The following is a 12,370-nucleotide window of genomic DNA, read 5'->3' as shown; positions in this document are numbered from 1 at the left end:
CGCGGGCGGCGGTCAGGCGGAGCGGTCGAGCCACGAACGCAGGGCCTCATTCACCCGGCCCTGCCAGCCCTTTCCCGACGCGCGAAGTCGCGACAGCAGATCCGCGTCGAGGCGAAGCGTGACCTGCTGCTTGGGAGCTTCGGCTCTGGGCCGCCCCCGCCTGACCAGCGTGTTCCCCTCGTACACATCCGCGCGCTGGAAAAAGGCATCATCCAGTTCCGGCGCATCGTCCGGGTCCGTCCAGGCTTCAGAAGCGGGTGGCGTAGCGCGCTTGCTCGCGGTCATTTGCCTTCCTCATACTGATAATGCGGCGATCCGCTCCGCGCGATGTCCAGACGATCACCACCATGCGGCCATCGAGCGGTCCAACAGTGATGAAACGGATCTCCCCATAGGGCTGCCGCTCCTCCTCGGCGGTGTAGTGGCGACCTGCGAAAACCTCGGCACAACGCTGGAAATCGAGACCCCGCTCCGCAAGGGACCGATCTCGCTTCGCTGGATCGAAGGTGATCGCCACGATTTTTGTACCTACAATAAATAGGCCATCAATTTACACCTGCAAGACTTTTCCGTGCGCCAGCACCTTGCGCATGACGCTGGGCAGCGCCTCGCGGTCGAAGTAGGCGGGCAGCACCCAGCGATGGCCGGCGGGCGCGGCCGTGCCGGCGGGCAGGTCGGCGCGCCAGACATCGAGTTCCAGCGCTAAATGGGTGAAGACATGCTCCACCCGGCCCGGTAGGTGGCGCCATGTGGCCTGCACCGGTGCGTGATCGCCCGGCAAAGCGGGACCGGCGGCCCACGGTGTGGAGGGCACTTCGGTCATCCCGCCCAGCAAGCCCTTCTCCGGCCGGGTCCGCAGCAGCACCGCGCCGTCCGCCCGCACGGCCAGGAAAGCGATGCCACACCGTTCCGGCCGCTCGGCCTTCGGCGCCTTGACGGGGAAGCGGGCGGGCTCCCCTTCAGCGCGGGCGATGCACGGGTCGATCCAGGGGCAGAGCGGACAGGCGGGCGAGCGCGGCGTGCAGATAGTGGCGCCCAGGTCCATCATCGCCTGCGCGAAATCGCCGGGGCGTCGGGCAGGGGTGAGAGCCGCGGCGCGGGCGCGAATCTCGATCTTACCCTTAGGCAAGGGGGTGGCGATGGCATATAGCCGGCTTATGACACGCTCGATGTTGCCGTCTACGGGGCTTGCCTTGATATCAAAGGCGATTGCGGCAATAGCGGCGGCGGTATAGGGGCCGATGCCGGGAAGCTCCAGAAGCGCGGCTTCATCCTCGGGAAATTGCCCTCCGTAACGCTCGACCACCGCCTTGGCGCACGCGTGCAAATTACGGGCGCGGGCATAATAGCCGAGGCCCGCCCAGGCCGAGAGCACCTCTTCCTGGGGAGCGGCCGCCAGCATAGAAACCGTAGGCCAGCGCGACAGGAAGTCGGCAAAATAACGTCCAACCGCCTTTACCGTGGTCTGCTGAAGCATGATCTCCGAGAGGAACACATGGTAGGGGTCGGCCAGCCGCCCGGGTTCCGCGCGCCATGGCAGCCGTCGCCGGTGGCGGTCGTACCAAGCCAGCAGATCGGCGGGGTCCGGCGTGCCGCGCGCCTTGCCTCGCGCGCCGGCTGAGAGGATCATCTGGTCCATGGACGCACCGTGCAATTCCCCCGCGCCGGCCGCAAGCCCGCTCGGAAGGCAGACATGAAGACGCCGTTTCGCCGGCCGACCGCGCAGCCCCTCGCCGATCTGGTGGGGCCCTCGATTGCGGAACTGTGCGGAAAGGCCGGCTTCTCCGTGGTGGAGGTGGTCACTCACTGGGACGAAATCGTCGGCCCGGATCTGGCGCCGCGCAGCATGCCGGTGCGCATGCAATGGCCGCGCGGCAGCGAGCCGGAGGCGGCGACCCTGGTGGTGCGGGTGGAGGGCGCTTACGCCATCGAGCTGCAATATGCAGCGCCCGTGGTGATCGAGCGCATCAATGCTTATTTCGGCTGGCGCTGCGTCGGCCGCCTTGCGCTGCGCCAGGGCCCGGTGCCTTCGCGCGCGGTCCATGTGCCGTTCAAGGCGCCGGCGAGCGCGGCGGTGGAGGCGGTGCGGCGCGATCTCGGCGCGTTCGAGGACGAGGCGCTTGCGGCCTCGCTGGCACGGCTCGGTGCCCTGGTGCGGCGGGAGCGCCGGAAATCTTGATCACGCGCGGGCTGGTCGCCGCACCCGTGCCATGTTAGCCCGCTCCAGTCCGCGCCGAATGAATGCACCGGAGACACTCATGTCGCTTTCCCGCCGCCGCTTCCTTGAAGGCGCAGGCCAGTTCGCCCTGTTCGTGGCTGTCGCAGGGCCGCTCTCGCGGCTTGCGGGCCTTGATGGCTTCATCTCCGATGCCCAGGCGCAGTCCACCGAGCAGGCCAAGCTGATGGCCCCGGCCGCGAGCCCCCTGCCTGAGCAGGCGATGGGTTCGGCGACCGCGCGGGTGACCATCGTGGAATATGCCTCGCTCACCTGCTCCCATTGTGCGGCGTTCCACACCAAGACTTTCCCGATCCTGAAGTCGAAATATATCGACACCGGCAAGGTGCGCTTCATCCTGCGCGAATTCCCGTTCGACCCGGTCGCCACCGCCGCCTTCATGCTGGCGCGCTGCCTGCCGCAGGACAAATATTTCCCCATGGTGTCCAGCCTGTTCGACACCCAGCGCGCCTGGGCGTTCGGCTCGAACCCGGCGCAGGGGCTGCTCACGGTGGCCAAGCAGGCAGGCATGACCGAGGCGGACTTCGAGAAGTGCCTGTCCGACAAGGAACTGGCGGACAAGGTCCAGGCCAGCGCCCAGTACGGCAACAAGGAATTGGGCGTGGATTCCACCCCCACCTTCTTCATCAACGGCAAGAAGCTCTCGGGCGCCCTGTCGCCCGAAGACCTGGACAAAGAACTCGCCCCCCTGCTCCAGGGCAAATGAGCCGGCGGGTGACGGCGCGCGGCGTTGACAACGCCGCCGCCGCCCCGTATCACGCCGCCTCGATCCAATAAATTGTGTCGACGAGCCGCGCGGTCCGCGCGCCGCGGTCGGCCGAAGGCAAGAGTGTCATGAAGATCCGCAACTCCCTGAAGACCCTGCTCGGGCGCCACCGCGACAACCGTCTGGTTCGCCGCAAGGGCCGCGTCTACATTATCAACAAGACCCAGAAGCGTTATAAGGCGCGTCAGGGCTGAGCCTTGACGGCCGGCGCGGTGCCGTTCGCGGCATGCCGGTCGAGGTCTCGTGATCCCGCGCCATGCCGTTCGGCGGTGTGGGCCGGTTGACGCGCCGCAGGGCCGGGTCGACACTGGCGTCATGATGGCGCTTTCTCCCAAATTCCGCATTTCAAGCCTGTGTGCTGCGTTGGCAGCCACGGGCTTGCTGTGTTTTGCGACCACTGCCTCGGCACAAGTGACGGGCCCGGCGAAGCCGCAGGCCAAGAGCGAGCCGCAGGCCAAGATCGAACCGGCGCCGCGTGCCAAGCCGCCGCGCGATCGCCGCATGCAGCTGGACGCCTTGTTCGAGGCGCTGCGCCTCGCGCCGGACGATGGCAGCGCCAAGGCCCTCGGCTTGCGGCTCGACAGCATGTTCGCGCAGACCGGCAGCCCGAGCGCCGACCTTTTAATGGCGCGCGCCGATCTGGCGGCGCAGGCGAAGCAATACGACCTCGCTCTGGAATTGCTGGACACAGCCCTGCTCGTAGTGCCGGACAATCTCGCCGTGCTGAGCCGCCGCGCCACCATCAAATATGCGCAGGACGATTATGCCGGCACTTTGGTGGACCTCGGCGAGGTCCTGACCCGCGAGCCGCGCCATTATACGGCGATGCTGGGCCTTGCGCTGGTCATGCGCGAAGTGGGCGACGACAAGCGCGCCCTGGAGGCCGCCCGCCGGGCGCTGGCCATCAACCCTCACCTCGACGCGGCGAAGGAGATCGTTGACGATCTCAAGGTGGAAGTGGACGGCCGCGAGATCTGACCGCCGTTTCGCCGTCGTAAGCAGCGATCGCAGAAACTATCCCCGCATCAGCGCAGTGACATGCTCCGCCGCCGAGGTGGCGAGGCCGTGCAGGTCGTAGCCGCCTTCCAGAACCGAGACCACGCGCCCGCCGGCGGTCTTGTCCGCCACCTCCATGAGGCGTCGGGTGATCCAGCCGAAATCCGTGTCCACAAGGCGCAGCGAGGCCAGCGGGTCGTTCTTGTGGGCATCGAAGCCGGCGGAGATGATGATCAGCTCCGGAGCGAACGCCTCCAGGCGTGGCAGGATGCGACCCTCCATGGCCTCCTTGAACTTCTCCCCGGCGTCGCCCGAGCGCAGCGGCGCGTTGACGATGGTGTTGACCGCGCCGGTCTCCCCCACCGCGCCGGTGCCGGGATAAAGCGGCATCTCGTGGGTCGAAGCGTACATTACGCTTTGGTCGGCCCAGAAAATCTCCTGCGTGCCGTTACCGTGGTGCACGTCGAAGTCAACGATCGCCACCCGGTCGAGCCCATGGACCGCCTGAGCGTGGCGCGCGGCGATGGCGGCGTGGTTGAGCAGGCAAAAGCCCATGGGCCGGCGGGTCTCGCAATGATGCCCCGGCGGACGCATGCAGACGAAGGCATTGTCCACCTTGCGCGTCACCACCTCGTCCACCGCATAGCAGGCACCACCCACCGCGCGCAGCACCGCCTCCCAGCTTCCCGGCGACAGAACCGTGTCGGAATCGATCCGCACCAGTCCCTCGGCGGGCGAAGCCTCTTCCATGGCGTCCATGAAATCGGCCGGGTGCACGCGGATGATGTCTTCCCGCTCGCCGCGCGGCGCACTCTCGCGCAGCAGGCTTGAGAATTTCTCCTGCTCGAACGCGCGGTCCAGCGCCTTGAGACGGTCCACCCGCTCGGGATGCCCCGGAGGCGTCAGGTGCTGGAGGCCGGCGGGATGGGTGATGAGCAGGGTCGACATCTGGCGTCAGGGCCTCTCTGAAGGAGGGTTGGTTCCGGCATACCTTATTCCAAGTACAGCCAATTGGAATTGCGGCACTTGGGATGCCCCACACACGCCTGCCCCTGCCGACGGGCGACTGCTCGCCTCCTGCGCAGATGGCGCGACGATCTTCATTCCGCACACAAATAACTGTAGAATCGAAGTGCATATGCTTAAGTTTTACGCATATCACCCTGATTTTTTGTCGAAAAATGCCGCGATACTTTCAATTGACTGCATAGCTGTTTGTAAATATCTTATTTCGAGACTATATCCTGCATTGGCTTCTATGCGCGGAGGCTGTCATGAACGTGAATGCTATGGTCGATTTCAAGTGGCCAGGCCTTTCTCGCCCGAATGGCACGCCCATCCGCATGAATCATCAGGATTTCGTGGCGATCGATCGTGATCGCGATGCGACCTACGATCCGATCTTCCGGCCGCAAGCCCTCTACAACCTTGCAAGCGAGGGGCTGCACGCAAACAACGATGCGTTCCTGCTCCAGGAAGTCGCTACAAATCTTCCGATCTATCGCCCCGACACGGGGCCGACCGACTTCCACCTCCACCTCCCTCCAGGTGGATTCCAGCTCGTGCTGGTGACGTCGGGGATGTTCACCTTCGACTATGACGGCAAGGTGTATCATGTCGCGCCCGGCGCAGTGATGTTGCAAAGCGCGATCGTGCATCGCCAGCTTTTCTACACATGGTCGGGTCTATCCACGGAAGAAAACCTGAAGACGCCGCAGACGGTGATGCCCGACCCGATCTCCATGGGTTACTCCGGCAAATTCCTCGAAGCTTTCATCACTGATCCTTCGACCTTCCCAAATCCGACGATTGTTGCACAGGATCACATCAACGAAGCCGAAACGCCGTGTTATGCCTGGAGCCACCCGCTGCATAACCGACCGGCGGATGCCGGCTTCTGGCTCCAGGATCCGCTGGCGCTCGATGCGGTGTACAAGCTGCTGGCGAGCGAACTGTCCGGTGGGCCGGTCAAGTCCTCCATGCCGGTCTATGTGCGCGACCTGGGGATCGAGGCGCCGAGCGGCCATCTCGTCACCGGCCACATCATCGCGACCGACCCGGCCACCCATTCGCTTCTGCCCAAAACCTCGTCGGCCGTCGCCGATACCGACGATCTCTCCAAGGGCGACGTCGTCGTGTACCGCGTCATTCGCGGCAACGCTGAATTCAAGGACAACTCCGGCAAGATCATCGAGCTTGTGACCGGGGATACGGTGACGGCGGGCGGGAAGGCCATCCATCTGGTGGGCGTGGGCGAGAACACCCAAGTTCTCCGGCTCGGCCTCCTGAAGAACATCGAAAACCTGAACAAGTGGACGCGAGAGCAGCGTCAGGAAATCGACGGCTTAGCCGGCCAGATCATCACGCGGCGCGATCTTCGCCCTGATCGCACCACCGGCGCCCCGGTTGGATATCTCTACCGATAGACACTTGGGTTTCTAGAAATTTCGGTTTCCCGGTGGGCTGGGGACGACCCAGCCCTGTCCGGCTCCAATGTCAGGCGCCCGTAACACCCTGCGCGGCCCGTTCACCCAGGTCGCGGAATTTGTCCGACAGGCCATCGAGCCGCGCCCGCCATTCAGCATCCGGCACTTCGCCCTTCGTCGTGGCGAAGAACACCTGCATCAGGCAGGCGATGCAGAACGGCTCGACGAACGCCTTGGTGAAGCCATAGGCGAGGATGGCCGAGGCGATCAGCCCGGCATAGCTCGCAGTCCCCGGCTGAACCAAAACCCAAGCCAGCGCGGGCGCGACCAGCATCACGAACAGCACCACCCACGCGAACGCCATAAGCACGGTGAGACCGATGGCATTGCCCAGGATGGTCCAGCCGTTCTGGGCATAGAGCACCAGCGCGTCCTGCGCCGTCGACCAGGGGTTCTTGGATTGGTTGCGGACATTGTAGGCGAGGATGATTTCATCCACGAACTGGGTTGAGGTGCGCAGCACCGCGCCCAAAAACCCCAGCAGCCCGTCCAGGCCCGGCACGCGGGAAAAGCCGACGATGCCGGCGGCGATCCCCGTGACGCTGGCGGCCGCCGCCTTCACCAATTGGTCGAGCGCGAACAGCGCGTTGACCTCCAGAAACCGCTCGCGCACCACGGCCAGGGCAAAGCTCACCTGCCCGAACGCAAGCGGCAGCGGCCCGCCATCCAGCGCCACGGTGAGCGCGGCCACATGGCCGGCCTTGACGAAATAGACCAGCCAGCTGCGCAGCCACATGCCGACGCCGCAAGCGGCGAGAAAGCCGATGAAGCCGCCGAAGCAGGCGGACTGCACGCTCACATTGCTCGGCCACAAATGCCCCACCGACCAGCCGATGGCGGCATAGACGCCGATGATCACCGAGAAGATCAGCACCATCAGAGCTGATACGGCCATTCGGACCAGCAAGAACGGCCAGGTGCGCAGAACGAGGCCGATGGCGCGGAAAACGGAAAACGACATAAACGGCCCCTGGCGCGGAAAACCGGCGCGTAGAGGAACTCTTTCAGGGCGCGCGGGGGGTGTCGAGGGGGATGAAGAGGGTTGGCGCGCGACAGGGCGGCACGGGGTGTTTTGGCCGTGCATTGCCCTGTGCGCGCCGGCCTCGCTCAGTAACCCACGGTGAACCGCTGCCGGGAATGTTGGGGACGCTCGATCTCGTCGGCCAAGGCCACGGCGAAATCCTCAAAGCTGACAAAGCTGCGTCCCGAGGCCGAGACCAACAGGTTGTCGTCGCCCAGCCGGAACACGCCGGTGCGTTCGCCCGGCACGAATTCGGCGGCGGGGGAGAGGAAGCTCCAGTCGAGCGAAGGCTCCGCCTTCAGGCGCGCGAGGAATGCGCCGCCCGCCTTGGCTTCGTCGAGATAAATGGCGGGAAGTCCGGCGTGTCATAGAGCGCGACGCCGGGCGCCACCTCAAGGCTCCCCGCGCCGCCCACCACCAGATAGCGCTGCACGCCGGCCGCCTTCACCGCGCCGATCAGCGCATCCGCGTCGGTCACGAGGAAGTGGATGGAGGAGACCACTGCGTCATGTCCTGACAGCAATGGCGCCAGCCCCGCGACGGTTGAGGCGTCGCCCGCAACAGCGGTGACGCCGGGCGCCCCGGCAATGCGCGAGGGGTCGCGGGCGATGGCTGTCACCTCATGCCCACGGGCGGAGAGTTCACGAAGGATGCGGGAGCCGGCGTTCCCCGACGCTCCAATGAGTGCGATTTTCATTTGGGATTTCCGTGTGGTATCTAATGGAAACTAGATGCCTTATTTAGTAGCAAGATGTAAGAAGGCACCTAGTGGTCATCAGGTATCCCCGAGGAAACCGCGCGAGGACAGGCATGCTCAACCCCGACCCGTATCAGGCGGAATGCCCCACCCGGATCATCCTCGACCGCATCGCCGACAAATGGACGGTTCTGCTGCTCACCGTGGTGGCCGAGCAGCCCACCCGCTTCAATGCCTTGCGGCGCCGGGTGGATGGGGTGTCCCAGAAGGTCTTGTCGCAGACGCTCAAGAGCCTGGAGCGCGACGGGCTTGTCACGCGCCATGCCTATCCCACCGTGCCGGTGACGGTGGAATATGCCATCACCCCGCTTGGCGCCTCGCTGGAACGCACGCTCGCCCCGCTCGCCCGTTGGGCCAGCGAGAATATCGACCAGATCAACGCGGCACAGACCCAGTTCGATGATCGCGGCGTGGCTATCCGTTAGCGGCTATTTCTTCGGCCGGAATCCGACATAGCCGCCGTCCGCGTCGTAGAGATAATCGAAACCGTTCAGCACCCGCACGCTGGTGTTCACGAACACGCGGTTCGCCCGCTGCACCAGATGAACCGTGTCCGGCGCGAGCGCGCTCGGCGCACCACCGGCGCTGAAGCCATAGGCTGGGCCGCCCGGCGTGGTGCCGAAGGCGATGTTGAGTTGCACGCCAGGAAGCAGCATCGGCTTGCCGTTCGGTCCTTGGATGACCTGTCCCGCCTGCTGCTCGGGCGTCAGCGTGAGGTACATGGAGGACACGCCGGTATCGACCAGCGCGGTTCCGCAGGCTGGCGGCTGGCGCCCGCCCAGAGACAGGCAGGCCGGGGTCGCCTTCCAATCCGGGAATTCATCGCTCTTTTCGAGCTTGATGAAGCTGAATCCGGTCGCGGTCTCCGGCGCGAGGCCGATGGTGACGCCGCGCCGCGAAACCATGTAGCCGCGCCGCATGGCGCCCGGCTTATCCGCCGTTCCCATCTCCGGCAGGTTGAGGAAGGGATTGTGGTCCGGCGTGCTTTGCGACTGCCGGTCGCCCTGGCGCGCGAAGCCGACGCCGAGCATGGCGATGCCGGTGGGGTTCTGGCGCGGCCGGCAGTTGCGGGCGGTCTTCAGACAGTCCACCCGCCGCACCGCCAGCACCGGCATCGGCCGAGTGGTGATTTCGCTGCCGTTGGCGCCGCCGATGGTGACAGGCGCCATCACCCAGTCGCCGATCATGATGCGGCCGGAACTGGTGTAGGTGAGCTGTCCCGGTGCCAACACGGGCAGCGCATCCACATTGGGAATGGCGCGCGCCGCGACCACGACGCCGGTGGAGCCGGTGTCCATCACCGCGCGAATCGATGGCCCGCCGAACGACAGACGCAGCGCCGGCGGCCGGCGGATGGCATCGCCCGCCAGCGGGGCGTTGAGAAAGGGCAGCAGCACGGTCTTGCCCGGCGCCAGGTCCGGCCCGGCGGGCGCGGCGCAGGCAGGCGTGAGCGTGGCGGCGAGAGCGATAAATCCGAGGGAAGCGAGCAAGCCAGTCTTCATGCGGCACCATAGAGGTCTGGGGCATTCCGGCGCGAACGGGGGTTGCCCCCGTGCCCTCCTGCCATCAAGCTCCCTCTCCCTGCCCCAACATCGTGGCAAACATGCGCACTGAAATCACCGGCTCCACCCTTCCCGTTCTGCAAGTCACGCTCGAATCCGGGGAGACCATGATCGCCGAGCCGGACCGGCTTTCCTGGATGACGCCGAACGTGGCGCTCAACACCACCACCGCCACCGGCGGGTCCAGCGGCTTCTTCGGCGCCATCGGCCGGGCCATCGGCGGCGGCGGCCTGTTCATGACCGAGTTCACCGCCCAAGGCGGCGAAGCCCTGGTTTCGTTCGCGGCGACCATGCCGGGAAACATCATTGAGGTGGGGGTGGCGCCTGGCCGGGGCTACATGCTGCATCGCCACGGCTTCCTGGCCGGTGCCCATGGCCTGGAGATTTCCACCGGCTTCCAGCAGTCGCTGGGCGCCGGCGTGTTCGGCGGCACAGGCTTCGTGCTTCAGCGCCTGTCGGGCCATGGCGCGGCCTTCGTGGAACTGGGCGGGGAGATCGTGTCCTACACCCTGGAGGCCGGGCAGAGCCTCCTGGTGCACCCCGGTCATGTCGGCATGTTCGAGGAGAGCGTCAATTTCGAGATCACCATGATGCGCGGGGTCAAGAACGTCCTGTTCGGCGGCGACGGCCTGTTCCTGGCGCAGCTCACAGGGCCTGGCAAGATCTGGCTTCAGTCCCTCACCGTCGCGAAGTTCGCCCACGCGCTGCAACCCTTCCTGCAGAGCGACAAACGATAATTGCCCCGCCCCTCTCGCCGCATCCAGAGCCGGAGGGGCCGGCCCTTCAGGTTGCCGGGACCAAGGCGATGCGCAGCATGTTGGTGGCGCCGGGCGTGCCGAACGGGACGCCGGCGACCACGATGATGCGCTGCCCGGCCTTGGCGAATCTGTCCATGAAGGAGTGGCGGCAAGCGCGGTCCACCATGTCGTCAACGCTATGGGCGTCTTCGGTGACGATGCAATGCACGCCCCACACCAGGCACAGCCGTCGCGCGGTCGCGACATTCGGCGTCAGCGCGATGGTCAGCGGGCGCGGGCGCTCCCGCGCCACCCGCAGCGCCGTCGCCCCCGATGCGGTCCAGCAGACGATGGCGCCGAGGTCGAGGGTTTCCGCGATCTGTCGGGCGGCGGCGGCGATGGCGTCCGAGGTCGTGCTTTCCGGCTCGGCCCGCTGGGCGTTCAGCACCTGGCGATAGATCGGGTCGCGCTCCACCTCCTCGGCGATCCGGTTCATGGTGGCCACTGCCTCCACCGGATATTGCCCGGCCGCGCTTTCGGCCGAGAGCATGATGGCGTCCGCGCCTTCATAGACTGCGGTCGCGACGTCGGAGACTTCAGCGCGGGTGGGCACCGGAGAAGAAATCATGCTCTCCAGCATCTGGGTCGCCACCACCACCGGCATGCCTGAGCGGCGTGCGGCGCGGGTCATCTGCTTCTGCACGCCGGGCACGCGCTCCAGCGGCATCTCGACCCCGAGATCGCCGCGCGCCACCATCAGCGAATCCGACTGTTCCATGATTTCAGCGAGGCGAGCCACCGCCTGCGGCTTCTCCACCTTGACCATCACCCCGGCCCGCCCGCGCGCGATCTTGCGCGCCTCGGCCACATCCTCCGGCCGCTGGACGAACGAGAGCGCGATCCAGTCCGCGCCCGCCTCAAGGCCGGCATCGAGATCGGCGCGGTCCTTGGTGGTGAGGGCGGAGGCGGGGATGGTGGTATCGGGAAGGCTCACGCCCTTGCGGTCGGAGATGCGCCCGCCCACCACCACGCGCGTTACCGCGAGCTTGGGGGAAGCTTCTTCCACCAGCAGGCGGATCTTGCCGTCGTCCAGCAGAAGGGTGTGGCCCGGCTCCAGGGAGGCGAGGATTTCCGGGTGGGGCAGGTGCACGCGGGTGGCGTCGCCTGGCTTCGGATCGGCGTCGAGAATAAAAGTCGCGCCCGGCGCCAGCATGGCCGAGCCGCCCTCGAACGCGGCGAGACGGAGCTTGGGCCCCTGAAGGTCCACCAATATGCCGATGGGCCGCTGGTATTTCGCCTCGATGCCGCGGATCGCGCCAACGAACGCCCGCAGCTTGTCGTGGGGCGTGTGGCTCATGTTGATGCGGAACACGTCCGCCCCGGCGACGAACAGGCGCTCGATCATCTCCGGATCGGACGATGCGGGCCCGAGGGTCGCGACGATCTTGGTCCGGCGCTGGCGTCTCATGAGGCGTCCTCCGTTGGTACGTGCATCGTCACTCCACTATACCCTAACAAGATACCTTAGGGTTTGGGGCGCGGCACGGGATTGGGCGACGGCATCGGCACGCCACCGGGAATTGGGGCCACGACCGAAGGGCGCGTGGGATCGTTCAGGTTTTTCTCGGTGAGCTGGACCGTCCAGCCCCGCTGCTCCTTGGTGTCCACCTCCAGAAAGCCGGTGCGATCGAACCCGCGCGCCAGGCAATCGTCCGTCCCGCGAATGGTGAACTCCTTGTCACGGGTGCACATGAAGGCGCGGCCCGACCATTCGCCGCCCTGATCATAGTCGACGGCGTAGAGATAATA

The 12,370-nt window shown here is 66.0% G+C and carries 15 protein-coding genes and 1 pseudogene; 7 read left to right on the top strand and 9 right to left on the bottom strand.

Features of this window, described 5'->3' with window-relative positions:
• Positions 1-12: 12 nt before the first annotated feature.
• Genes ADADO0_RS00760 through mutY form a run of 3 tightly spaced genes read right to left on the bottom strand, consistent with a single transcriptional unit; the run spans position 13 to position 1,630 of the window.
• Positions 13-285, bottom strand: a complete 273-nt coding sequence (locus tag ADADO0_RS00760) for a BrnA antitoxin family protein (RefSeq protein WP_511303172.1) — start codon at positions 283-285, stop codon at positions 13-15.
• Complete coding sequence (locus tag ADADO0_RS00755; RefSeq protein WP_511303171.1) at positions 248-517, bottom strand: BrnT family toxin; 270 nt, start codon at positions 515-517, stop codon at positions 248-250. The genes ADADO0_RS00760 and ADADO0_RS00755 overlap by 38 nt, the downstream gene beginning before the upstream one ends.
• 33 nt (positions 518-550) lie before the next feature.
• Entirely contained in the window at positions 551-1,630 is a 1,080-nt protein-coding gene (gene mutY / locus ADADO0_RS00750; RefSeq protein WP_511303242.1) for an A/G-specific adenine glycosylase, read from the bottom strand.
• A 63-nt stretch (positions 1,631-1,693) separates the two neighbouring features.
• On the opposite strand from mutY, the gene ADADO0_RS00745 reads away from it, so the two are divergent.
• The 4 genes from ADADO0_RS00745 to ADADO0_RS00730 all read left to right on the top strand — a co-directional run bounded on the left by ADADO0_RS00745 (position 1,694) and on the right by ADADO0_RS00730 (position 3,980).
• Entirely contained in the window at positions 1,694-2,179 is a 486-nt protein-coding gene (locus ADADO0_RS00745) for a DUF721 domain-containing protein (RefSeq protein ID WP_511303170.1), read from the top strand.
• Positions 2,180-2,258: 79 nt separating this feature from the next.
• A complete protein-coding gene (locus tag ADADO0_RS00740) occupies positions 2,259-2,942 on the top strand; it encodes a DsbA family protein (protein ID WP_511303169.1) in 684 nt (227 codons plus the stop codon).
• Positions 2,943-3,070: 128 nt separating this feature from the next.
• Positions 3,071-3,196, top strand: coding sequence for a type B 50S ribosomal protein L36 (ykgO, locus tag ADADO0_RS00735; protein ID WP_511303168.1), 126 nt, complete (start codon positions 3,071-3,073; stop codon positions 3,194-3,196).
• Positions 3,197-3,245: 49 nt separating this feature from the next.
• Positions 3,246-3,980 (top strand): tetratricopeptide repeat protein, encoded by a 735-nt coding sequence (locus ADADO0_RS00730; protein WP_511303167.1) that lies wholly within the window; start codon positions 3,246-3,248, stop codon positions 3,978-3,980.
• Positions 3,981-4,016: 36 nt separating this feature from the next.
• On the opposite strand, the gene ADADO0_RS00725 is transcribed toward ADADO0_RS00730, so the two are convergent.
• The gene (locus tag ADADO0_RS00725; RefSeq protein WP_511303166.1) at positions 4,017-4,946 is read right to left on the bottom strand and encodes a histone deacetylase family protein; all 930 of its coding nucleotides are present in this window, start codon (positions 4,944-4,946) and stop codon (positions 4,017-4,019) included.
• A gap of 326 nt (positions 4,947-5,272) precedes the next feature.
• Here ADADO0_RS00725 and ADADO0_RS00720 point away from each other — a divergent pair, with 326 nt between their 5' ends.
• Complete coding sequence (locus tag ADADO0_RS00720) at positions 5,273-6,424, top strand: cupin domain-containing protein (protein ID WP_511303165.1); 1,152 nt, start codon at positions 5,273-5,275, stop codon at positions 6,422-6,424.
• Positions 6,425-6,494: 70 nt separating this feature from the next.
• On the opposite strand, the gene ADADO0_RS00715 is transcribed toward ADADO0_RS00720, so the two are convergent.
• Both ADADO0_RS00715 and ADADO0_RS00710 read right to left on the bottom strand, forming a co-directional pair.
• On the bottom strand, positions 6,495-7,445 hold the full coding sequence (locus ADADO0_RS00715; RefSeq protein WP_511303164.1) for a hypothetical protein: 951 nt from the start codon (positions 7,443-7,445) through the stop codon (positions 6,495-6,497).
• Between the two features lie 146 nt (positions 7,446-7,591).
• A pseudogene (locus ADADO0_RS00710) lies at positions 7,592-8,202 on the bottom strand (NAD(P)-dependent oxidoreductase).
• 113 nt (positions 8,203-8,315) lie between these two features.
• On the opposite strand from ADADO0_RS00710, the gene ADADO0_RS00705 reads away from it, so the two are divergent.
• Complete coding sequence (locus ADADO0_RS00705) at positions 8,316-8,687, top strand: winged helix-turn-helix transcriptional regulator (protein WP_511303162.1); 372 nt, start codon at positions 8,316-8,318, stop codon at positions 8,685-8,687.
• A gap of 3 nt (positions 8,688-8,690) precedes the next feature.
• Here the strand turns inward: ADADO0_RS00705 and ADADO0_RS00700 are convergent, their stop codons facing one another.
• Positions 8,691-9,752 (bottom strand): hypothetical protein, encoded by a 1,062-nt coding sequence (locus tag ADADO0_RS00700; RefSeq protein ID WP_511303160.1) that lies wholly within the window; start codon positions 9,750-9,752, stop codon positions 8,691-8,693.
• Between the two features lie 113 nt (positions 9,753-9,865).
• Here ADADO0_RS00700 and ADADO0_RS00695 point away from each other — a divergent pair, with 113 nt between their 5' ends.
• Positions 9,866-10,561, top strand: coding sequence for a TIGR00266 family protein (locus ADADO0_RS00695; RefSeq protein WP_511303159.1), 696 nt, complete (start codon positions 9,866-9,868; stop codon positions 10,559-10,561).
• Between the two features lie 46 nt (positions 10,562-10,607).
• Here the strand turns inward: ADADO0_RS00695 and pyk are convergent, their stop codons facing one another.
• Together pyk and ADADO0_RS00685 are read right to left on the bottom strand one after the other, a co-directional pair.
• Positions 10,608-12,029: a pyruvate kinase gene (pyk, locus tag ADADO0_RS00690; protein WP_511303157.1), complete on the bottom strand. Its 1,422-nt coding sequence runs from the start codon at positions 12,027-12,029 to the stop codon at positions 10,608-10,610.
• A gap of 56 nt (positions 12,030-12,085) precedes the next feature.
• The coding region (locus ADADO0_RS00685; protein WP_511303155.1) for a DUF1036 domain-containing protein at positions 12,086-12,370 on the bottom strand (285 nt) is incomplete at its 5' end.

The sequence above is a fragment of the Aquabacter sp. genome (genome assembly GCF_965279295.1).
Lineage (GTDB): Bacteria > Pseudomonadota > Alphaproteobacteria > Rhizobiales > Xanthobacteraceae > Aquabacter.
This window is presented reverse-complemented; position numbering and strand designations above follow the sequence as displayed.

Bases quoted from the DNA above. Each gene is read 5' to 3' on its own strand.
- ADADO0_RS00760 (WP_511303172.1), bottom strand. From the start codon at position 285: ATGACCGCGAGCAAGCGCGCTACGCCACCCGCTTCTGAAGCCTGGACG.
- mutY (WP_511303242.1), bottom strand. From the start codon at position 1,630: ATGATCCTCTCAGCCGGCGCGCGAGGCAAGGCGCGCGGCACGCCGGAC.
- ADADO0_RS00745 (WP_511303170.1), top strand. From the start codon at position 1,694: ATGAAGACGCCGTTTCGCCGGCCGACCGCGCAGCCCCTCGCCGATCTG.
- ADADO0_RS00740 (WP_511303169.1), top strand. From the start codon at position 2,259: ATGTCGCTTTCCCGCCGCCGCTTCCTTGAAGGCGCAGGCCAGTTCGCC.
- ykgO (WP_511303168.1), top strand. From the start codon at position 3,071: ATGAAGATCCGCAACTCCCTGAAGACCCTGCTCGGGCGCCACCGCGAC.
- ADADO0_RS00725 (WP_511303166.1), bottom strand. From the start codon at position 4,946: ATGTCGACCCTGCTCATCACCCATCCCGCCGGCCTCCAGCACCTGACG.
- ADADO0_RS00720 (WP_511303165.1), top strand. From the start codon at position 5,273: ATGAACGTGAATGCTATGGTCGATTTCAAGTGGCCAGGCCTTTCTCGC.
- ADADO0_RS00715 (WP_511303164.1), bottom strand. From the start codon at position 7,445: ATGTCGTTTTCCGTTTTCCGCGCCATCGGCCTCGTTCTGCGCACCTGG.
- ADADO0_RS00705 (WP_511303162.1), top strand. From the start codon at position 8,316: ATGCTCAACCCCGACCCGTATCAGGCGGAATGCCCCACCCGGATCATC.
- ADADO0_RS00695 (WP_511303159.1), top strand. From the start codon at position 9,866: ATGCGCACTGAAATCACCGGCTCCACCCTTCCCGTTCTGCAAGTCACG.
- pyk (WP_511303157.1), bottom strand. From the start codon at position 12,029: ATGAGACGCCAGCGCCGGACCAAGATCGTCGCGACCCTCGGGCCCGCA.